Here is a 20,794-nt window from a genome sequence, read left to right as displayed (position 1 = left end):
CTGGGAGTTATGTCCGGATCATCCCGAACTCAAGATAGAACCCTCGTCCGGCGCTCGCATAGTGAACGGGTCCCTATTCGGGCACAATTTCAGCCAGGACGCCCTCGGCGCTGCGGGCGGCGACCAGGCAGGCGCGCGAGGTGAACCTGTCGAAGAGCGGATGTCTGGACAACTCGCGCCATCTGCGGACAGCCGCCGTGGCCCGCGCACGCTGCACCTCCGGCGATTCTTCCGGTTCGCAGCCCAACCGGTCACTTGCCCGGATTCCGTAGCCGCCGATCAGTCTTTGCAGTTGTGCCAGGTCGTCGGGTGGCAGATCCGTGTGTACCGAACGAAGACGCCCGAGCAGGCGAAGTTCGTGAAAGCCGTGAACATCGGCAAGCAACCGTTGCGCCTCCGCCGCGATCTGATCGCCTTCCTCGCTCGGATCGGCTTCGAGGATTCTTCCCAGCGTCACCAGCGCCGTGTGCGATTTGAGCTGATCTGCCCGCTGCCCGAATTGAACGTCGATCACCTGACGCAGTTCGTCCAGGCCGCTGCGCTCCAACAATTCGGCCGCCAGGGACGGTGAATCGGTCGCCCCCAACTTGATCGACGTCACGGCGAGGCGAATTCCGAAGAGCCCGAACCGATCGGCCAATTGCGCCCGCATCGCCGCGTCGACCGGCAGCGGACTGTCCTGCCTGGCAAAGCGATCCGCGGAGAGCAGTGCAAGGCTCAGATCCTCGGCCGGAACCTGCGCGAGCGCCGAGAAGGCCGCGAACTCGCTCTGCCTCATCGTCCGAGCAGCGAGCGCGAGTAGACCTGCCACCGGAACCACCGACTGGCACAGGCCGGTTCGCTCCAACTCCTCGGCGAATCGCGCCGCGACGTCCTTCGCCGAAGACAACGCGTCGAGCCTGCCTGCGCCGACCTCATCGGCACGCGAGAGCACTCCGATCACTCCGAGTGGCCCGGATTCTCCGCCCACGTGATCCGCGATCTTCCCGAGGAACTGCATGTCACTGGCGTTGAGAGCCCGCAAGAGGTAGACCACTGCATCCGCGCCCGGTGCCTCACCGTCGGGAACGAGCATGTCCCAGGTGCGGGCCGAGACCTCGGTCGAGAGCGACGAGGTGCCCGGTGTGTCGATGATCGTCGTACGAGCCAATGCCGAAGACGGCCAGTCGACGTCGATGCGGTCCACCGAGTCTGCGGTGTACTCGCCCAGATCGAACGTGAGCCTGCCGTCGCGGCGCGTCACCGGCACGTTGAACTCGGCACCGTTCTCGGCCGTCGCGGTCACCTGCGGCGTCGTCCCGTTCCGATACCAGGTGACGACGCGTGTGCATTCCGTCGCGTCGGTAGGCGCTATATCCTGTCCGACAAGCGAATTGAGCAGCGTCGACTTACCCGCTTTGAGGGAGCCGGCGAGCGCCACCCGGAGTGGCTCGTCGAGCCTGGCCGCACATTCTTCCAACTGGGCGCGCGTCTGCGGCTGATCGGCGTAGGCACGTCTGGCGTGGTCGATCAGGGCGTGTGCCGACTCCACTGCGGTCACGGTGGTCGTGGCATTCATGCGTTGGTCACCTTTGCCGAGGCAGGAGCGGGAGTTTCGCCGATCAGCGTTCCGGCAACGGCGTCGAGCTCCGCGACGACGCGCATGTCGGTCTCCAGACGCTTGATCCGAGCGGCATGTTCACTCGATTCCAACTGCGCGGCTTCCTGAGTGGCGCGGAGGGATTCGTTGATCGAGCGCAACGCCTGCTCGGCGATGTCGGTGAAGTGATCACGCAACAGCCGCTGCACCAGGCGCAGGCGGTCCTTCGACTCCTTGCCCACCTGGAAGCTGACGTCGTCGGCAAACCGTCGGATAGCCGCTTTCGCCTCAGCGCGACGCTTGAGCACCTGAGCCTGCTTGTCTTCACGATAAGCCTTGGTGCCCAGCAGAACCCCGGCGCCGATGGAGATCGGGTTGACCAGAGCCATGCCCATCATCGTGGTGATCAAGCCGAACATGAGCACGCCGCCGTACGAGCCGCGCATGCCGACCAGGACTTTCTGAGTGATGCCGATTCGGCCGGATTCGAGGTCCGCCAATGCACCGACCGGTTCCAGGAAACCGTCGGTGTCGGCGACGTCGAGATGCGGGAGCGCGACGTCACCGGTCTCCGCAAAGTGCTGCGCCACAACTTCTGCCAGCCACTGTGCGCGATCATGCGCCCACACGAAGTTGTCACCGATCGCGGTGGCGATCTCCTGTTCGAGCCACTCCCCCACGACGTCCCAGTCCTTACCGGGATCGCCTTCGTCGACCGTCTCCTCGGCCTGGCGGGTCACCCGGCGCAACCGGTCCCGGAGGTCGTGATCGATGTCGGCGGCGAGGTCTGCGATGCCGTCACCGAGGCTCTGCTGCCACAGTGAGGTCTTCTTGTGCAGTTCCTCGGCCGCTGCCCGGGCACGCTGCAGTCCCGCGACCGCTGCCTGAGCGGTCGACGGATCCTTCAGCGCCGCAAGCTCACTGCCCATCTCCAACGTCAGATGCGCTGCCGCAGAACGCACATCCATCGCAACTGCGCGTCGAGTATTCGATTCGGCACGCGCAACGACGTTGTCCCGCAAGAACTGATAGAGGTCCAAGAATCCGGATTCCGCTTCGAGTTCCTTGTCCCCCAGCCTCAGCGCGTGCGAGCGCAGTACCGAGGAGATCGGAATGAGCGGCAGATCCAACCCGGCACGCTGGAGATGTCCGCGATCGGCGTCGAGGATCTGCCGCCAGTGCGGGTACAGATCGGTCTTGCTGATCAGCCCGGCTACCGCAGGACACAGATTGACGACCTGGCGGATGAATCCCAGCTCCGGTTCGGTGAACTCCTGGCTGGAGTCCGACAGCACCAACACTGCATCGGCCGCAGTAATCAATCCCAATGTTCCTGCAGCATGAGGATTTCCGTGACCGCCGACACCGGGGGTGTCGATCAGAACCAAACCGTCGGCCAACAGCGGACTGGGAACACCCACTTCCACACGCAGAACTTCACGCCCTTCGGCGCGAGGCGTGGCCGGGGTGATCCCCATCAGTTCCTCGAGCGGGAGGGGCACCCGAATGGGCGCCGCACCCGGATCGGCGAGAATCAGTTCGGCGACCGCGGTCTCCGCGTACTGAACTACCGTCGCCACGGCCGTGGTCTCGTCGTCACCGACCGAGCACACGTCGATGCCTAGCAGAGAATTGACGAACTGGCTCTTGCCCTGCTTGAGGGGTCCGACCACCACGATGCGAATACGCGGGTCGTTGACTCTCACCTGAGCGTTCTCGAGTCGGCGCACCAGATCCGTGCGCCCGAAATCCTTCGCCACGACGGCTGTTCGTTCGAGCAACGACGCCGTCGACGACGCGACGCGCGCCTTCCGGCTGCTTACCTGACTCGCTGAATCACTCATGAGCTACGTTGACCCGCAATTCTTCCCGACTCGAATATCCGGCCCTGCGAACGCATAGCGCACGCAGGGCCGGATTTGTTACATCAGGTCATTTTGACCGATTTCAGTTCCTGCGTCAGCAGATCAGGGATGCAGGTGATCGACAACCGCAACCGGGTCGATGTGATCGACCGGCGCTGCAACCGAATCCTCGGCGAAGAGCGAGTGTTCGGTATCGGCGCTCAGACCCGAAGTGGAACCCGAACCGAAAGCATCGGTCGCATCGATCGACGACCACGGGTTCAGCGCACCGGTCAACGAACTCGTCAGGTCGGACACTCCGCTCACTGCTCCACCGAGGGATCCGCCCAGGTCAGCGACTCCGCCGCCGCCAACGGTACCGCCGCCGTCGACTGTGCCACCGGCAGCTGCGGCTGCGTCGGCACCGATCGAACCCGTCACGTCGGTGACTGCTCCGACAGCCCCGCCGAGCGATCCACCGAGATCGGTGACGCCGTTCAGTGCGCCGCCGAGCGACCCACCCAAACCAGCCGCAGCGTTCGTGGCCGCGTCGAGACCTGCTGTTGCGTCGAGACCTGCGGTTGCGTCCAGCGCGCCGCCCACAGTTGCTCCGAGGTCGCCGGTCACACCGCCGAGGTTCAGGCCTTCTGCCGCGATGCTTCCGAGGTCGACGGAAGGCAGTTCAGCGGAGATCGGGCCGAGGTTCACAGCGCCGAGGTCGACGGAGGGCAAGTCGGCACCGATCGAACCGGTGTCGATTCCGCCGAGGTTCAGTGCCGTGTCCAGCGCTCCACCGAGTGCACCTTCGGCACCGAGAACGCTGTCGAGAGAGCCCCCCAGCCCGAGGCCCGCGCCCAGCGCACCGTCCAGCGCGCCGGTCAGGTCCGTGCCCACGGAACCGACAGCACCCAAGCCGCCTGCACCTGCGAGGGCGGTGTCGAGAGCCGCAGCGACACCGGCTGCCAAGCCTGCTTCACCGCCCAGACCGAGTGCACCACCGAGGTCGATTCCGGTAAGTCCGCCTGCGCCCAGCGCTGCGTCGAGAGCGCCGCCGAGACCGCCCGCGAGCCCGGCATCGACGCCGAGTGCCGAACCGAGAACACCCTCGAGGGCCGTCGACAGATTCGCGCCTCCGCCCAGAGCTGCCGCGAGGTCTGCGCCGAGACCACCTTCGAGGTCGAGTGCTCCCCCGAGCAGTCCACCGAGTGCGCCACCCAGGTCGGCTCCGACCGTTCCGCCGGCACCGAGGGCGCCGGAGAGTGCCGCGCTGAGCTGCGCGCCGAGGTCTGCGCCGCCGCCGAGTACGGCGTCGAGGTCGAGTCCGCCGCCGAGACCCAGTGCTGCGTCGAGTGCGCCGCCCAATGCAGTTTCCAGACCGCCGCCGACGCCGAGTGCTCCGCCGAGGGCGCCACTCAGGGCAGCACCGAGATCGAGGCCGCCCGCGATATCGGTGAGAACGCTGACATCCGTGATCGCGCCGAGGACGCCGCCGAGCGATGCACCCAGATCGGCGCCGATCGTGCCGCCGGCTCCCAGGACGCCCGAGAGCGCGCCGGACAATGCCGTGCTGAGGTCGCCTGTCAGAGCGCCGGCGAGATCCAGGCCGCCGCCGAGTGCAAGAGCGGATTCCAGTGCGCCGGTCAGGCTCGCGCCCAGTTCGCCGCCGATGTCAAGGAGACCGCTGAGGTCTGCTGCGCCGCCGAGGAGTCCACCGAGAGCCAGGCCGAGATCGGCTCCGAGGTCACCACCGATGGCGAAGACGGGTGCGAGAGCTCCGCTGAGCCCTGCCGTCAGGTCGAGTCCGCCGACTGCGCCGATCGCGGCGTCGAGGGCTGCTCCCAGCTCCGCAGTCAGGCCGCCGGTCACACCGAGGGCGCCGCCCAGAGCCGCGCTGAGCTGTGCGCCCAGATCGAGAGCTCCTTCGAGATCGAGTGCGCCGCCCAAACCGAGACCGGCTTCGATCACAGCGCCGAAGGCTGCGCCGAGTTCGGCACTGATCTCGCCACCGATGGCAAGCGCAGCGCTGAGGGCTGCTGCGAAGTCGCCGACCAGGTCGAACTGGCCGCCGAGGGCGCCTCCGACTCCGATTCCTGCACCTGCGCCGAGACCCAGGCTGCCGCCGAGGCCACCACCGAGACCACCGGTGAGTCCACCACCGAGACCACCGCCGAGTCCGAGACCGCCGCCGATTGCACCGGCAGCGGACGCACCGGCGTTGACGATCGCGGACAGGTCGGCGCCGCCACCGGCAAAGAGTCCGGACTCGGCGACCAGCGGAGCGACCGCGACGATGTCGGCGGGGCTGACGTCGCACAGACCGGCAGCATCGAGTGCCGCGGTCGGGTTGGCGCAGTAGTTGGCAGCTGCCTCGTCGTCACGAAGTAGCCCGAGGATGAATTCGAGTACGGCGTTCGTTGCCATGGCGGGTTCTCCTGAAGTTCGTTGACCGGGTTGTTGCCGGTGGGTAGTTGCCGGTGGTCCGGAAACTGGTGCGCTGCCAGAGGTAGCGAGTGGAATCAACGCTAAGAACTTTTGCGACTGGGGCCAACGGGGAGCACCCCCCTCTTCTCCAGGGACAGGTGGGGAAGCCCCCCATTGGGCTACGCCCGGTCGGAATAGGGGATTTGCCCCGATTAGGGGATCGGTCCCCTACTTCGTCGCGACGCCTCCGATCCGGTAACGATCTAGGTCCTGAAACCGACATCGCAGACAACCGCGACAGTCCTTCTGTCGCCCACGACCAGGGGAGTTCGTTCATGGCGGCAGGGCTCGGCATCAGCATCGGTTCGGCCACTCTCGTAGCTGTCACCGACGGCTCGACCGGTGAAACGCAACAGGTCCGCTTACCCAGTGCGCTGCAATTGGACGACGGATCCGTCATCACCGGATTTGTCGAGCGCGTCGGGGACCCGATTCCGATACTTGCCGCCGACGGTACCGAGTACCGCGGCGAGGCTCTCGCGGCGACAGCGGTCGGCGCACTGGTAGACCAGGCAGGCGGTAACGAAGGGCCAACTGTCGTCCTGGCTCACCCGGTGGGGTGGAACCGCCACACAGCACGCACCATGGAGTCCGCTCTGGACGACGCCGGAATTCACGGGGCGACTCTCGTCGCCGAACCCGCAGCCGTCATGGCGTGGCTCGCCGCTTCCGGAACTGTCGTCAGCGACGGTCTGACCGTCGTCTACGACCTCGGTGCTCGCTCGCTCGACGTCACGATGATGTCCACGACCGACGGACGAAGCGAGATCTTCGGTAAGCCGCTGCGCAGCGAGGACATCGGCGGCGACGAATTCGATCACCTCGTCACCGTTCACCTGCTCGATGCGGTTTCCGACCAGTTCGCAACCCTTGATCCCTTTGCACCCGAGACGATTGCAGCGCTGGAAACTCTGCGCGAGCATGCCCGCGCAGCCAAGGAGGAACTTTCCACCGAGACAGAAACCGTTGCCCGCGTGGCCCTTCCCGGTGCCGTCAGCGACGTTCGACTCGTTCGTTCCGAACTCGAAGATCTGATCCGGCCCGCCCTCACCGAATCGGTGGCATTGGTTCGCGAAAGCCTGCGATCTGCCGGCGTCGAGTCCAGTGACGTCAATCAGGTTGTCCTGGCCGGCGGAAGCTCGTCCATTCCCCTTGTCGCCGAACTACTGTCGGCGGAGCTTCGTGTCCCGGTGATCGCCGACGCCGATCCAGCGTCGTGCGCGGCGTCCGGCGCCGCGGCCCTCGCACTCGACGCCAGAGACTCGCAAGTACCGGCCGCCGCCACTGCAGTGATTCCCGCCGAGCCGTCTCGCAAGCCCGCACCAGTTCCCGCCTTCTCCACTCCGTTGCTTGCCGAGCCGACCGAAGAAGAGAACACGGCGACTCGACGCTCGTCGAGGGTCGGCGTCGTTGCTGCAGTGGTGGGAGCATTCATCGTGCTCGCCGCAGGCGGGCTCGGAATCGGAACTGCCATGGACAAGATCAACGTTCCGTCCAGTTCGGCGAACACCACCAGCGAGTCCACCTCCTCGACCGCTTCGACCACCGCGGGCTCTACTCCCGGCAGCACCACGGCAGCGGAAGCGGCAGGCACCGGATCCACGACTGCGAACAACGGCACTCAAAGCAATCAGCCCGGTTCTCCTGCTGCCGCAGGCGGCTCGACGACGGCGCCGGGGGCAGTTCCGGTTGCCGGCGCACCGGCGGGATCCTCGCCCGCACCGGGCGAGACCGCTCCGTCGGCGCCTGCACCTGCCGCACCCGGCGCCCCGGCGCCCGCACCTGCTCCCGCCCCGGCACCAGCACCCGCACCCGCACCCGCGCCTGGAGCCGGCGTCGGGACCGGTGTCGGTGACGCTGCGACCGGCATCGGAAACGGAGTCGGCGGTCTGGTCGACGGTGTCGGCAACGGAGTCGGCGGCGTGGTCGGAGGTCTCGGTAACGTCGTCGGTGGTGTCGGAAACGTGGTCGGTGGTGTCGTCGGCGGCGTCACCGCACCGATCCGCTGACCGGCGGTCTTTCGATGAACCGTGACAACGGCACCGAATCGTCGTTCATCGCAGGACTTTTGCGCGACGTCGACCTGACTGCATCGCCACTGCGCCTGTTCGTCACCGGGACCGATGCCAGCGCTCGGCCCCAAGTGACGAGGGTTGTACGGAAGCGAATCGAATCGGGTGACAAGCCCGTGGTCACCGCAGTCACGCATGACGTCCCCGCCGACGCGATTGTGGTGATCGCGGACGCGCAAGCTCTGACCTCCGATGAAATCCGTGCCCTGAAAGAGCTTGTCCAACGTGACGACCTCGGAGTTGTCGTAGCCTCCGATCGGATCGATCCACCACTCGCACCGATCTACTCGAACATCTCGAGTTTCGGCACCGTGTTGCATCTGAACCCGTTGAACCGAAACGATATTCGGAAGATCGCGGCCGAGCGAAGAGTCCCGCTCGACGACCGCGCCGTGGTGGCGCTCGAGCATCTGTCCGGTGGTTCCTTCGGGGCGATCGAAGCGTACTTCGCCGCCGCCTCGGCAGGCCGCCTGGAAATGCCGAACGCCATACGCACACACATCCTCCACCAGGTCACCGCTCTGCATCCGATCGAGCGCGAGATCCTCGAAGTTTCACTCGCCGTCCCGGACATCGACGCCTTCGAGCTCGATCTGGGACAGGAGAAGTTCAGCCTCACAGCTGCATTCGACCGGGCACTGGCGACCGGACTGTTCGGTTCGCGATCACCACTCGTCGCGAGCGTGCTCGCCGAGTCGACGAGCACCGGGCGTATCCGCAGCGAGCTGATCAGAATCGTCGAATCACGCGCACACACGAGAACCCTCGATATCGACACAGCACGAAGACTTTTCGACTCCGGAATCCGCCACCGCGATCTCACGGGTGTACTACGAGACGCCGTCGAGGCGAGCACGCCGGCGGTCGCGGCAGATCTCTTTCGCCGCGTGAATTCGATCGAGCCTCTCGGCGTGGCCGACACGCTGCTGTACGCCCAGGTCTCGGCTCGCAGTGGTGACCTCGACACTGCCTGCCGTCTGGCCGATTCCGTCATCGCCGCACCCGATCTCGACGACGCGAGATTGGCTGCGGCGGTGCGAATCCGCGCAGCTTCGTCCGCAGCATGCGGCCAACTCGGCGCCGCTGCAGATCTCTACACCTGGCTGGGGCCAGGGCGCACCGGAAACGAATCCCCCTTCGCCGCAATCACTTTCCTCGGCATCGGCAAGGTCGATGACGCGAACGCCGCGCTCACCGGACACACCGGATCACCGTCGAGCTCGACGGTCGGCGCTACCACACTGGCCAACGGACTGATGCAATCGGTCACCGGGAGCGCGCCGAGTGCGCTCAACACGATGTCGCGCGCACTCTCGCTCCCCGGCGGAGCCGACACATCTGAATTCCAGCCTGATTCCGCCCCGGCGCTGGTAGCTCTCGCACTCCTGCACAACGGCGCCCATGAACGGGCCGCCGCTGTCGTCACGGCCGCGATCGCCGCCGACGACGCAAGCAGCCACACGTGGGCGCGACTTCACCTTCTCGGCGCCTGGATCGCGATGGTCCGCGGGCAGGACGCGATTCTCGAAGACCTACCGCAGGAGGTAGTCCGCGGCCCCCTCCGTGAGCGTGACGCACTGTTTCTGCATGCTCTGATCGTGGGTCTCGCTCGGCGTTCCGGCGATCTCGCCCAGCTGCGTCGAGCTTGGTCGGGCGCGGCAGGCACCCTCTCGTCCTGCAGCGTTGATCTGTTCAATCTGCTTCCCATCGGCGAACTGTGGCTTGCGGCAGTACGGCTCGAGGAGACCGAGCAGGTCGAGCATCTCGTCGACGACGCGCGCTCACTCCTCCGCGCGCTCGGCGAGCCGCCGCTGTGGTCGTCGCCGCTGCATTGGTACGGCGTCCAGGCGTCGATCCTCTCGCAGTCGCCGGCCGATCTCCTCCCACACGCCCATACACTCGCCGAATCAGCCAAAACTCACACTTACGCAGCCGGTTTGGCGGTCGCCGGACGCCAGTGGCTCCTACTCATGCAAGGCAACGTCGACGCAGACGATGTCGAAGCCGCCGCACGAACGCTCAGTCGGATCGGACTCCCGTGGGACGCCGCTCGCCTCGCCGGCGAAGCAGCGCTGCGCACCCCGGACACCAAATCGGCCACGGCACTGCTCCACGTTGCGCGCTCGCTACGCACAACGTCGACGGCCGAGACAAGTGCAACCGATACCGCCACAAGTGCGGCGCCACCGTCGGTGTTGACCGAGCGCGAACAAGAAGTTGCCGAACTCGTCGTCGTCGGCCTGACGTATCGGGAAATCGGCGAACGCCTCTACATCTCCGCTAAAACCGTCGAGCACCATGTCGCACGGATCAAGCGGCGCGTCGGGGCGCAGTCTCGTTCGGAACTGCTCACCATCCTTCGCAGCATGACACCGCCGAACAAGTAGTTAGCTGCATATTGTCCAGAGGGTTGCGTATATCCGTTTAAGTGATAGTTTTCACAGGAATAAGGACATGCCTGCCGAGCAAAGTTCGGTAACTGTGAAACGGGGATCGCTATGAAGTGGGGAGTCGGACTCGCCGTCGGCAACAAACGAAGCATTGCTGCGATCGCGAGACCTGACTCGGAGCTGGTGACCCTCGAACGCGAATCGGTTCTGCACCACGCCCCCGACGGCACCGTGCAGCTAGGCGGAACCGCGGCGGGGTCCACCGGGTTGCGCGGGTTCCTCGACAGGGTCGGCACCGACGATACCGACAACTTCTCCGAGCACATGACGCGAGGGGAGGAACTGGTAGCGACAGCAATGTATTGCCTGGTCAAGGAAGTCCGATCACTCACCGATCAGAACCTGAACGTCTCTGCGGTGATCCCCGCGGGTTGGTCGAGCGATTCCGTCGACGTACTGCGCGGCGCACTCGACAGCATGAATCTCGACGGCGTCGAACTGATTTCAGAAGATGAAGCCTCTGCGGCCTGGCTCGCGGATCCTGACGCCGACGACCGTGCTGCTCGCGGAGCCGCAGCGTTGGCCGCACCCTTCTCGATCACCTCTACCTGTCCCGAACCCCAGCCAACCGATTTTGCCGAGCCAGAGGACACCCCCGAAGAGTTTCCGCCGTTCGTTCTGATCGAACCGGAGCCGGAATCCGGCGTGGAGGCACCGGTCACGAAAGAACCGAGCATCGACGGTTGGCTGAATCGCCAGTGGCGGTCGGAGCGCCGACCGATCATCGCCGCAGCAGCCGCCGCAGTCTTTCTGACGGTGTCGGGTTGCGCGGCAGCGGTCATCATCGGACACACTCCGACCATTTCAGCACCCAGGATTCTCGACGCACAATCTTCCCTGTCCCCCGGGACGGACACAGCTGCCACCCCGACGAGTTCATCCGGGACAGGCACGCAATCAGCGACCTCACCCCCACCGGAAGTACCCGCTCTCGCCGCGCAGCCGACGGCGCAGTCGTGGGCATCCGAAGCGGAATCGACCTCATCCGAATCCCAGCCCATCCCGGTGAGTCCGGGCACCGGTACAGAGAAATCCACTACGGCGAACGTCCCCGCGCAACAGGGATCGCCGATCACCATCCAGATCGATCCCCTTCGGATCGAGAACCTGCCGCCGGTCGTCGGACCGCTGGATCCGGTCGATCCGGATACCCCGGACACTCCCGCCGTGACCGCCCCCACTGATACACAGACAACGCCGACGCAGCCGTCCAACCCGACCGACACAACCGATCCGGTGGTTCCGAATCCCGACATGCCCGTCATGCCATTGGCCCCGAGACCCGGAATGCCAAGTTAGACAGAATAATTCGACTTGCCGACAACAGGCACATATTCCTCGTCGAAACTTTTCCCCTATGGTGGGTGCGGTACCTACCGGCTCGGTGCCGGGGACTTGAAGGGATTTCATGCGTAACTCGTTGGCGATCCGCACCGCTGTGGTCGGCGCCTCGGCACTACTGCTCGCAGCTCCATTCACCACGACGGCATCGGCAGAGCCCGCCTCCGACACGCATGTCGAACAGCTCGGGGCAGATCAGCTTCCGGCTGAGCTGGTCGAGGCGATCACACGCGATCTGAAGATCTCCCCACAGGAGTATCTGAACCGCGCTGCCAAAGCTCAGGAACTCGGTGCATACGCCCAGGAATTCAAGTCCGAGCGCCCTGGCGACTACGCCGGCTCGTGGATGGGACTCGACGGTCAACCCGTCGTAGCCGTCACCACCACCGAAGCTGCACGCATCGCGGCCGACGACGGTTACCGCACGCACGTCGCCCCCGTCTCCGCCGACACTCTCGAGAAGACGCTGGCCGACGTCAACGGATGGATTGCCGGGCTGCCCAAGGAAATCTCACGCGCAGTCAATTCGGCGACTATCGACGTCCTGAACAACCAGGTCGTCATCGACGTCGCGAACAGCCCCGTCGGGCAGGCGCTCAATCTTCCGACCCTGCTCGAGAACACCAAGATCGTTCTCAGCCCGGACGGTGGCGGATCGGTTGATCCCGGAGCACTCGGCGGCGACACCTACATCACGTCGACAGGCCCCATTCGCGAGACACCGACCGAGAACATCTCGGTCTGCTCGTTCGGGTTCAACGCCGTCGACGATCAGAACAATGCTCTCAATATCAGTGCCGGACACTGCAATCCGGCCGAGGGTTCGAAGTCGCCCGTCTACCTGCCGAATCACGCGAACGTCGACGACAGTCAGTTGATCGGAGCATTCTCACAGTCTTCCGTCGGCAACAACGCCGGCGATCTCGATTACTCGGTCATCAAGTTCGACCAGTCCGGCATCGACGCGGGCCTCGACCGTGCTGCCGTCCGCGGTGCCAACGGGACCACCCTCGCGATCACGGGAACAGCACGTCCCGTGATCGGCGCTCCCATCTGCAAGTCCGGCCAGACGTCGTCCTTCACCTGTGGTGTCGTGGCAGCCGATCGCGTCGAAACTCAACTGGTCATGGCGGACGGTGATTCACGAACCGTTCGCGGATTCGCCGGTACCGCGTGCACCCTCGCCGGGGACAGCGGCGGCGCCATCGTCTCCGGAACCTTGGCTCTGGGCATCACCAGCGGCTCCAACAGCAGCGGAGCACCCAGTTGCAACGAAGCGAACCTGGTACTGGCGACCTCCGGTGGAACCTCGAATCTGGGTATTCCGGTCGGAGACATCCTCGACGCGGCGGATCGCGCTTCCGGTGGCGGTGTCGGTGCCGGAATCCGCGTCCGCACTGCAGGTTGACCAACCACTGATTCACGCACTGTGCCCGCCGATCCGTTTCGCGATCGGCGGGCACAGTGCTGTTGTCGGTCGGGGTCAGCGCTGTCTGCTCATGTAACGGGTGGGAATAGCGCGTTCGAACCCATATAGTCATGGTCGACTGTGATCGGCTCACCACAAGTCCGTGAGCCGTATCCGTGTGCTCCCAGGGGGGTGGTACGCGGTCAACGAAGTGGAAAGGCCCACATGCGAAGCTCCATCGCACGTCGCGCCGCAGTGTTCGGTTCGGCCGCGCTGCTGCTCCTCGGACCGATCACCGCGGTCGCGAACGCAGAACCGAACGAATCCGGGGTATCCGATCAGGCAGCCCATCTGCCCGTCGAACTCGCCGAAGCCCTACAGCACGACTTGGCGCTGACGCCCGACCAGTTCGTCTCGCGTTCCGAACTCGCGCAGAAGCTCGCGGAGTTCGCCGCCATCGCGCGCGTCCAGTTTCCCGACTCTTTTGCCGGAGTGTGGCTCGACGACCTCGGTAAGGGCGTAGTCGCTCTCGCTGACGGTCGAGACAAGGATGCTGCCCGCGAGGCCGCCGAGAAGGCCGGTTTCGAGGTCAAGGACGTCGCGCAGAGCGAGCAGGCTCTGCAAAGTCAACTCTCGGCACTCAACACCTGGCTCGATTCGCAGCCTGCCGAGGTCGCAGACCTCGTGCGTGGCATTGCCGTCGACGTCGTCGGCAACGGAGTCGCCCTCACCGCCGATCCTGCCGCCGGCATCGAATTGCCTGAGTTCCTGAAGCGGACCGTCGTCCATACCGCTGCTCCGCTACTGGTTCCCCCGATCGTCGCGGACCTCATCCCCGCAACCGGATCCGCAACCGGCGACGCCGCACTGGGCGGAGACGCCTTCGGCGCAACCTCCGGTAACACTGGACTGCGTTGTTCGTTCGGCTTCAACGGCACCGACGGTTCAGGGCGCACGGTCAACATCAGCGCCGGTCACTGTGATCCCAATCGCGCCGCTGCCGGCACCTCGAACTCCAGCCAGGTCTTCCCGATGGTGAACAACCAGACCGGGCCCCGCGTCGGGTACTTCGCCAAGAGCAGCTTCGACGGGCGCGACTACTCGATCATCAACATCGACGACAACGCGAAGTACCGCTTCGAGAACAACAGCGTGCGGGTCCCGTTCAACCGCTCGGTCAACATCACCGGTACCGCCGATCCTGTCGTGGGCGCCCCGGTCTGCAAGGCAGGATCGACCACGGGCTTCAGCTGCGGCGTCGTCACCGGCGTCAACCGCGTCGCAAAGGTTTTGGATCACACCCTCGACAACGGCTTCACCACCAACATCTGCGTCTTGCAGGGTGACAGCGGTGGCCCGATCGTCTCCGGAACGTTGGCAGTGGGCATCACGAGTGCGTCCAACGTCGCCACCTCTCCCCTGTGCGAGATCGCTCAGGCAGAGACACTGTTCGGGCAAGAAGCCCCGACCCAGTACGCGACGCCGATCAACGACATCCTCGCCGCCAACCCAGGCCTGAAGGTTCGCGACTACTGATCACACGCATTCCTCGAGACAGCAAAACGGGCGCCACACCTTCTGAAGGTGTGGCGCCCGTTTCGGCGTTCGTGACGTTCTACTGGAAGAGAGTTGTTCCAGCCGGAGCGTTCAGAACCTTGATCAGGTCCAAGCCCGCGACGACGGCAGTTCCGCCGCCGGCGAGGATGGTACCGGCGACTCCACCGATACCGGCCCCTGTGACCATGCCGGGCAGGCAGCCGACGACCAGGCCGGGCAGACCCACGATGCAACCGATGACCGCCCCGACGATCGTGCCGGTGAGGCTACCGATCTGCGTGGCAAGCCCGAGCTGTGACTGGAACTTCTCGATTGCCTTCTGATCCTCGTCAGGCGAAGCAACCGGGGTGAACTCGGCAGCGACCGGCTTCGGCTTGGAGCTGGCCGGGTCCAGGTTCGGCTTGAGGGTGAGGGTCTTGCCGTCCTCACTGACGGTCTCGTCGAACGGGAACTGAACGTCGCCGAGGTTGAACGCGAGCGGAAGGCTCACGAGAGTTGCGCCCTGGCTGTTCTGCAAGTCGACGTGAGTTCCGTCGCCCGAGACCCGGAATGCTCCGGCGTCGATGGTGGTGACAACGGCCTGGTCGACGACCTCGGCGGTGTACGAAACGTCGGGTGACGTCTCCGGAGCTGCGTAAGAAGTACCTGCAGCGATGCCCGTAGCGGCAATGGTCATCGCTGCGACGGCCGCAGCTTTTCGAATGAACATTTTTGATCCTCCCCGGGATCGGGCGGGCGTCAGTCGATGACTCACACCACCCGTTTCCCCTGTGCGTGACGGGCGTAACGATAACAGCCGGTCGGTTGTTCTCACCTGCTCGGAACCCGACTTAGGGCTGCCTGACAGATGGACACCTGACGGGCACCGCCTAACGTGACGACCAGACATGTCTGCGTCTGGCCCAGCCCGTCCGACGCAGAAGATCGATCTCTCCAGGCCACGAGCGGTTACCAGCCGGTACCTACAGGCTGGTAATGCTAGTTACTGGCGGGTAACATAACGCAGGTTAGTATCAGTGGGCTGTCCCGAGGTGGCCGACGCGTCGCCCTGAAACGAAAGGCCGCGACATGAATGCCCTGACGATTACGTTGGGCACGATTGGTGCTCTGCTGAGCTTGGTGTGTTGGTACATCTTCCTCTCAGGCGCGCTGAGGATGTTCAACACCGTGCGCATCGGCCAGTCGGCACCCGATCGATGGCGCCCGTTCTTCCCTCGCTTCAAGCAGATGATCATCGAGTTCATCGCGCACACGCGCATGAACAAGTTCCGCAGCGTCGGCTGGGCCCACTGGCTCGTCATGGTCGGCTTCCTCGGTGGGTTCCTGCTGTGGTTCGAGGCCTACGGCCAGACGTTCAACCCCGAGTTCCACTGGCCCATCTTCGGTAACACGTGGGCGTGGCACCTGTGGGACGAGATCCTCGGCCTGGGCACCGTCATCGGTATCACCACGCTGATCGTGATCCGTCAGCTCAACCACCCGCGTCTGCCCGCGCGCCTGTCCCGTTTCGGCGGCTCCAACTTCAAGGCTGCCTACGTCATCGAAGGCATCGTCCTGCTCGAGGGCCTGGGCATGATCATGGTCAAGGCAGGCAAGATCGCGACCTACGGTCACGCCAACCCGTGGACCGACTTCTTCACCATGCAGGTCGCGAAACTGCTTCCCGCCAGCCCCGTCATGATCTCGGTGTTCGCATTCGTGAAGCTGATGACCGGCATGATCTGGCTCGCGATCGTGGGCCGCAACATCACCTGGGGCGTCGCGTGGCACCGCTTCTCGGCGTTCTTCAACATCTACTTCAAGCGTGAAGACGACGGCACCGTCGCCCTCGGCGCGGCAAAGCCCATGATGTCCAAGGGCAAAGTCCTGACGATGGAGAACGTCGACCCCGACACCGACACTCTCGGCGCCGGAAACATCGAAGACTTCTCCTGGAAGGGCTGGCTCGACTTCACCACCTGCACCGAGTGCGGTCGTTGCCAGTCCCAGTGCCCCGCGTGGAACACCGGAAAGCCGCTCTCGCCCAAGCTGCTCATCATGTCGCTGCGTGACCACGGCTACGCCAAGGCCCCGTACCTGCTCGCTGGTGGACGCAAGGACATGGGCGGCGACGAGATCGGTCTCGTCGACAGCGAAGGCAATGTCAAGGAAGGCGCCCTCGCAGCCATCCCCGAGGCGGCACGCCTCGAGGCCGACCGCAAGCTCGTCGGTGAAACCGTCGAAGGCGAGATGGCCCCGGTCATCGACGCCGAAACCTTGTGGAGCTGCACCAACTGCGGCGCCTGCGTCGAACAGTGCCCCGTCGACATCGAACACGTCGACCACATCATCGACATGCGTCGCTACCAGGTCCTGATCGAATCGGAGTTCCCCTCCGAGCTCGCCGGCCTGTTCAAGAACCTCGAGAACAAGGGCAATCCCTGGGGTCAGAACTCCAAGGATCGCCTCAACTGGATCAACGAGATGGACTTCGAGATCCCCGTCTTCGGCAAGGACGCCGACAGCTTCGAGGACTACGAGTACCTCTTCTGGGTCGGCTGCGCCGGCGCCTACGAAGACCGTGCCAAGAAGACCACCAAGGCCGTTGCCGAACTCCTCGCCACCGCGGGAGTGAAGTTCATGGTCCTCGGCGCCGACGAAACCTGCACCGGCGACTCCGCACGTCGTGCCGGCAACGAGTTCTTGTTCCAGCAGCTCGCGATGCAGAACATCGAGATGCTCAATTCGGTCTTCGACGGTATCGAGCAGAAGAAGCGCAAGATCGTCGTCACCTGTGCGCACTGCTTCAACGCCCTCGGCAACGAGTACCCGGAGGTGGGCGGCGACTACGAGGTCGTGCACCACACTCAGCTGCTCAACCGTCTGGTGCGCCAGAAGAAGCTGATCCCGGTTGCGTCCGTGAGCGAAGACGTCACCTACCACGACCCGTGCTTCCTCGGACGCCACAACAAGGTTTACGACGCTCCCCGTGAACTCATGGAAGCCTCAGGCTCCAAGCTCGTCGAAATGCCGCGTCACGGCGAACGTTCCATGTGCTGTGGTGCCGGTGGTGCTCGCATGTGGATGGAAGAGAACATCGGCAAGCGCATCAACGTCGACCGCGTCGACGAAGCGCTCTCCACCAATCCCAAGAAGATCGCCACGGGTTGCCCGTTCTGCCGCGTCATGCTCACCGACGGCGTCACTGCCCGCCAGGAGCAAGGCCAGGGCGAAGGCGTCGAGGTCGTCGACGTCGCGCAGCTGATGCTGAACTCCGTCACCCGCCTCGATCCCGCCCAGCTCGGCGAGAACATCAAGGTGATCCCGCGCGAGAAGGCACCGGTCGCTGCTGAGGCAAAGGCTGAGACCGTCGAGCAGGATCGGGTCGCCGAAGTCGAGGAAGCTGCCGCGACTCCGGAAGCCAAGGCTGCACCGGCAGGCAAGGGTCTGGCCATGAAGGGACTCGCCAAAGCACCAGGTGCGAAAGCTCCCGGCGCCAAGCCACCCGGCAAGGGGCTCGGAATGGCCGGCGGGGCAAAGGCTCCCGGCGCCAAGAAGGCGGCTCCCGCCGCAAGCGCGGAAGCTCCCGCTGACGAAGCTGCTGCACCGGCAGCACCTGTCGCAAAGCCCAAGGGTCTCGGCTTGGCAGGCGGGGCCAAGGCACCCGGCGGCAAGGGACTGCAGATGAAGGGCGCCGCCAAGGCACCCGGAGCAAAGGCCGCTGCCGCGCCGGCAGCGGAAGCTCCGGCTGCTGAGGCTGCTGCACCCGAAGCTGCTGCACCCGTCGCCAAGCCGAAGGGTCTGGGCCTGGCGTCCGGCGCCAAGGCACCCGGCGGCAAGGGACTGCAGATGAAGGGCGGGGCCAAGGCTCCTGGAGCAAAGGCTGCTCCTGCTTCTGAAGCACCTGCTGCTGCTCCGGCAGAGGCTCCGGCCGCCGAGGCGGAAGCCCCGAAGGCTCCGCCTGCCGCCAAGGCCGGCGGACTCGGATTCAAATCGGGCGCAAAGGCTCCCGGCGCTCGGAAGGCAGCTCCCGCTGCGGCCCCGGCGCCGGCTGCTGAGGCCCCGGCTCCCGAGGCCGAACCTGTGAAGGCAGAACCCGCTGAAGCGCCTGCTGAGGCGTCCGCACCCGCGGAAGCTCCGGCGCCTGCTGCCGCGCCGCCCGCCCCCAAGGCAGGCGGACTCGGATTCAAGGCCGGCGCGAAGGCTCCTGGCCGCAAGAAGTAAGCGCACCACACGCGAATGCCCTCACCGTCACGGTGAGGGCATTCGTGTTTGTGCGGGAGCCTTTGCCGACCGAGCACCCTTTCCCTCGACCCAACACACCGTCCAGCACACGGAAACCGGTGCTCGCCCTATGCAAGTGGTGCTCACTCCCCCGCCAACTCGAGGCCGGCGTGTCAATCGGCGACAAGCATCACCGCACCGCGCGCACGCCCGACGCCCCTTTCCTGCTGCCGGCCGATGACGTATCGTCCCGGAGCGATGCCGGTCGCGCCGTGCTCCGGGTGGATGAGGTACGCGGTCACTCGGGTGTCGAGCATGCCGAGTGCAAGGCCCCGAGCATCTTTCACCGGCGTCGACCACGTGCACTCCCCTTCGTCTGCAACCAGACTGTGGGGGTTCCCTCCCGCCGCACTTCGCAGCAGTTCCACGCCGGAGAGCGGCACTCTCACAGAGCGTGTCCATGGCAGAGGCGCCACGATATTTGCGAGCAGCGAAAACGGGATCACGATGAGATCGCCTTGCGCCTGAAGTCCGTCGATCACAGGAATGGACACTTCCTGGTCCAGGTAGTCGAAGACATCGAGGCCGGTGAGGCTGGTGAGAGCGGACAAGGTCATGTTCGAGTTCATAAGTATCACCCAAGGTTTGAGGATTGAGGGTAGAGGGTTCGGGATTCAGGTTCGACGAACGAGACGGGAATAGTCGGTACCGGTGATGCCGTAAGTCCATCCGGCGGCATCCAACGCGGAGGTAAACCATCCGGGTACGTGAAGGCCGTATCGACGCCGATGCCCGTCGCGTTCGAGAGAACCGTTGACCGCGAGGAGAATCCGTCCACTTCGACCCCAGCCCTCCGGCGACGCGTAGAGCTGCAGCAGGCAACCGGCGTTACCGGGATCGTCGGTTTGGTCGACCAGTGTCAGGCCCGCCAGCTCGATGTAGGAATCCCAGCCGATCCGCTCGATTGCACATCGACGGATCTCGACGTTGCGCTCGTGCGCGATGCGTTCGGCGGTGGGGTCGAGCACTACCCACTCTGGAACGATCGCTCCGTGTAGAACGAACGCCGTTGTACCGTCTACGAATTCGATTGCGGGGGAATCAGAATAATGCAAGCGCCGTGCTCCCTGCGCGCTGCCCGGAATCGGTTCGGCATGTAAGGCGGTGGGTCGTTCCGCCATGATGCACACGTCGTCGAACGCCCACCACCACCCGGTCGAGTCGGCCAGTGCGGTCTGCACGTCGAGGAGTTCACGGTCTTCCGAGCGGAAAGTCGCAAGACCGAATCGATGACATGTGTCGTAGTACGCGATTCGATGTGCGTCCTGCTGCCCGTACCAGGTCACTTCCCCGGCCACCCGAGTCGACATCGTTCGTATCGCAGCTGCGACGCCGTCGAACAGCGTGGTGTGCAACGATTCCCAAATGGACGCCCTGACCAGGCGCTCCCCCTGCCGGCGTTCCATCTGCCAGCCAGTTCTCCGACGTTCGATCCGCGCGTCCATGCGTCGGCGCGATGCCGCAAACATGCTCGCGATATACCCGGAAGCGCAGTCGAGGCCGGTGCCGTCCAATGACATCTTGGTCGACAGTCCTTCGGTGACGATCAGGTCCGAACCAGCAGACGGCGACGGGACCCAGACGAACTCCGGTTTCGGGAGCCCGGAGCGCCGATACAGTTGCGCGACAGAGGCTTCTGCGGTGTCTCGATCAGCAGGACGAGTACACAATCCGCGTTCGAGCCACACGTCGCGGATCTTTTCCAGGGCCAGACTGTCTTCATCGAAGAGATTGAAGTTCTCGGGCAATGTCGCTCGATGTGATGCCGACGAGCGAATCGGTGCGGCGCTCACGCGACG

The 20,794-nt window shown here is 64.8% G+C and carries 12 protein-coding genes; 6 read left to right on the top strand and 6 right to left on the bottom strand.

The genetic code is table 11. The features are described 5' to 3' along the window. Window positions 1–73: 73 nt before the first annotated feature. From AC1Q61_RS13435 to AC1Q61_RS13425, 3 genes are all read right to left on the bottom strand, one after another. Entirely contained in the window at window positions 74–1,558 is a 1,485-nt protein-coding gene (locus tag AC1Q61_RS13435) for a dynamin family protein (RefSeq protein ID WP_042452229.1), read from the bottom strand. After that, window positions 1,555–3,423 (bottom strand): dynamin family protein, encoded by a 1,869-nt coding sequence (locus tag AC1Q61_RS13430; RefSeq protein ID WP_007726689.1) that lies wholly within the window; start codon window positions 3,421–3,423, stop codon window positions 1,555–1,557. Before AC1Q61_RS13430 ends, AC1Q61_RS13435 begins: the two co-directional genes overlap by 4 nt. Before the next feature lie 123 nt (window positions 3,424–3,546). After that, window positions 3,547–5,844, bottom strand: coding sequence for an IniB N-terminal domain-containing protein (locus AC1Q61_RS13425; RefSeq protein WP_042452232.1), 2,298 nt, complete (start codon window positions 5,842–5,844; stop codon window positions 3,547–3,549). A gap of 335 nt (window positions 5,845–6,179) precedes the next feature. Here AC1Q61_RS13425 and AC1Q61_RS13420 point away from each other — a divergent pair, with 335 nt between their 5' ends. The 5 genes from AC1Q61_RS13420 to AC1Q61_RS13400 all read left to right on the top strand — a co-directional run bounded on the left by AC1Q61_RS13420 (window position 6,180) and on the right by AC1Q61_RS13400 (window position 14,711). Further along, a complete protein-coding gene (locus AC1Q61_RS13420) occupies window positions 6,180–7,913 on the top strand; it encodes an Hsp70 family protein (RefSeq protein WP_212633959.1) in 1,734 nt (577 codons plus the stop codon). 14 nt (window positions 7,914–7,927) lie between these two features. Then, the gene (locus AC1Q61_RS13415) at window positions 7,928–10,363 is read left to right on the top strand and encodes a LuxR C-terminal-related transcriptional regulator (RefSeq protein WP_492651142.1); all 2,436 of its coding nucleotides are present in this window, start codon (window positions 7,928–7,930) and stop codon (window positions 10,361–10,363) included. Between the two features lie 111 nt (window positions 10,364–10,474). Further along, window positions 10,475–11,725, top strand: coding sequence for a hypothetical protein (locus tag AC1Q61_RS13410; protein WP_492651141.1), 1,251 nt, complete (start codon window positions 10,475–10,477; stop codon window positions 11,723–11,725). Between the two features lie 109 nt (window positions 11,726–11,834). Further along, window positions 11,835–13,175 (top strand): S1 family peptidase, encoded by a 1,341-nt coding sequence (locus AC1Q61_RS13405; RefSeq protein WP_492651140.1) that lies wholly within the window; start codon window positions 11,835–11,837, stop codon window positions 13,173–13,175. Window positions 13,176–13,400: 225 nt separating this feature from the next. Next, window positions 13,401–14,711 (top strand): S1 family peptidase, encoded by a 1,311-nt coding sequence (locus AC1Q61_RS13400; protein WP_007726683.1) that lies wholly within the window; start codon window positions 13,401–13,403, stop codon window positions 14,709–14,711. Between the two features lie 79 nt (window positions 14,712–14,790). Here the strand turns inward: AC1Q61_RS13400 and AC1Q61_RS13395 are convergent, their stop codons facing one another. After that, a complete protein-coding gene (locus tag AC1Q61_RS13395; RefSeq protein WP_003943407.1) occupies window positions 14,791–15,441 on the bottom strand; it encodes a DUF8020 domain-containing protein in 651 nt (216 codons plus the stop codon). Window positions 15,442–15,800: 359 nt separating this feature from the next. Here AC1Q61_RS13395 and AC1Q61_RS13390 point away from each other — a divergent pair, with 359 nt between their 5' ends. Continuing rightward, on the top strand, window positions 15,801–18,935 hold the full coding sequence (locus AC1Q61_RS13390) for a heterodisulfide reductase-related iron-sulfur binding cluster (RefSeq protein WP_492651139.1): 3,135 nt from the start codon (window positions 15,801–15,803) through the stop codon (window positions 18,933–18,935). 173 nt (window positions 18,936–19,108) lie between these two features. Here the strand turns inward: AC1Q61_RS13390 and AC1Q61_RS13385 are convergent, their stop codons facing one another. Continuing rightward, window positions 19,109–19,564, bottom strand: coding sequence for a DUF8820 family protein (locus AC1Q61_RS13385; RefSeq protein WP_003943690.1), 456 nt, complete (start codon window positions 19,562–19,564; stop codon window positions 19,109–19,111). A gap of 45 nt (window positions 19,565–19,609) precedes the next feature. Beyond that, on the bottom strand, window positions 19,610–20,788 hold the full coding sequence (locus AC1Q61_RS13380) for a DUF6745 domain-containing protein (RefSeq protein WP_492651138.1): 1,179 nt from the start codon (window positions 20,786–20,788) through the stop codon (window positions 19,610–19,612). Window positions 20,789–20,794 lie beyond the last annotated feature (6 nt).

It is taken from the genome of Rhodococcus sp. MPR-R1B (assembly GCF_058793255.1).
Note: the sequence above shows the minus strand (reverse complement) of the source record. Positions and strands in the feature narration are given on the sequence as shown.

Bases quoted from the DNA above. Each gene is read 5' to 3' on its own strand.
- AC1Q61_RS13435 (WP_042452229.1), bottom strand. From the start codon at position 1,558: ATGAATGCCACGACCACCGTGACCGCAGTGGAGTCGGCACACGCCCTG.
- AC1Q61_RS13430 (WP_007726689.1), bottom strand. From the start codon at position 3,423: ATGAGTGATTCAGCGAGTCAGGTAAGCAGCCGGAAGGCGCGCGTCGCG.
- AC1Q61_RS13425 (WP_042452232.1), bottom strand. From the start codon at position 5,844: ATGGCAACGAACGCCGTACTCGAATTCATCCTCGGGCTACTTCGTGAC.
- AC1Q61_RS13420 (WP_212633959.1), top strand. From the start codon at position 6,180: ATGGCGGCAGGGCTCGGCATCAGCATCGGTTCGGCCACTCTCGTAGCT.
- AC1Q61_RS13415 (WP_492651142.1), top strand. From the start codon at position 7,928: ATGAACCGTGACAACGGCACCGAATCGTCGTTCATCGCAGGACTTTTG.
- AC1Q61_RS13410 (WP_492651141.1), top strand. From the start codon at position 10,475: ATGAAGTGGGGAGTCGGACTCGCCGTCGGCAACAAACGAAGCATTGCT.
- AC1Q61_RS13405 (WP_492651140.1), top strand. From the start codon at position 11,835: ATGCGTAACTCGTTGGCGATCCGCACCGCTGTGGTCGGCGCCTCGGCA.
- AC1Q61_RS13400 (WP_007726683.1), top strand. From the start codon at position 13,401: ATGCGAAGCTCCATCGCACGTCGCGCCGCAGTGTTCGGTTCGGCCGCG.
- AC1Q61_RS13395 (WP_003943407.1), bottom strand. From the start codon at position 15,441: ATGTTCATTCGAAAAGCTGCGGCCGTCGCAGCGATGACCATTGCCGCT.
- AC1Q61_RS13390 (WP_492651139.1), top strand. From the start codon at position 15,801: ATGAATGCCCTGACGATTACGTTGGGCACGATTGGTGCTCTGCTGAGC.
- AC1Q61_RS13385 (WP_003943690.1), bottom strand. From the start codon at position 19,564: ATGAACTCGAACATGACCTTGTCCGCTCTCACCAGCCTCACCGGCCTC.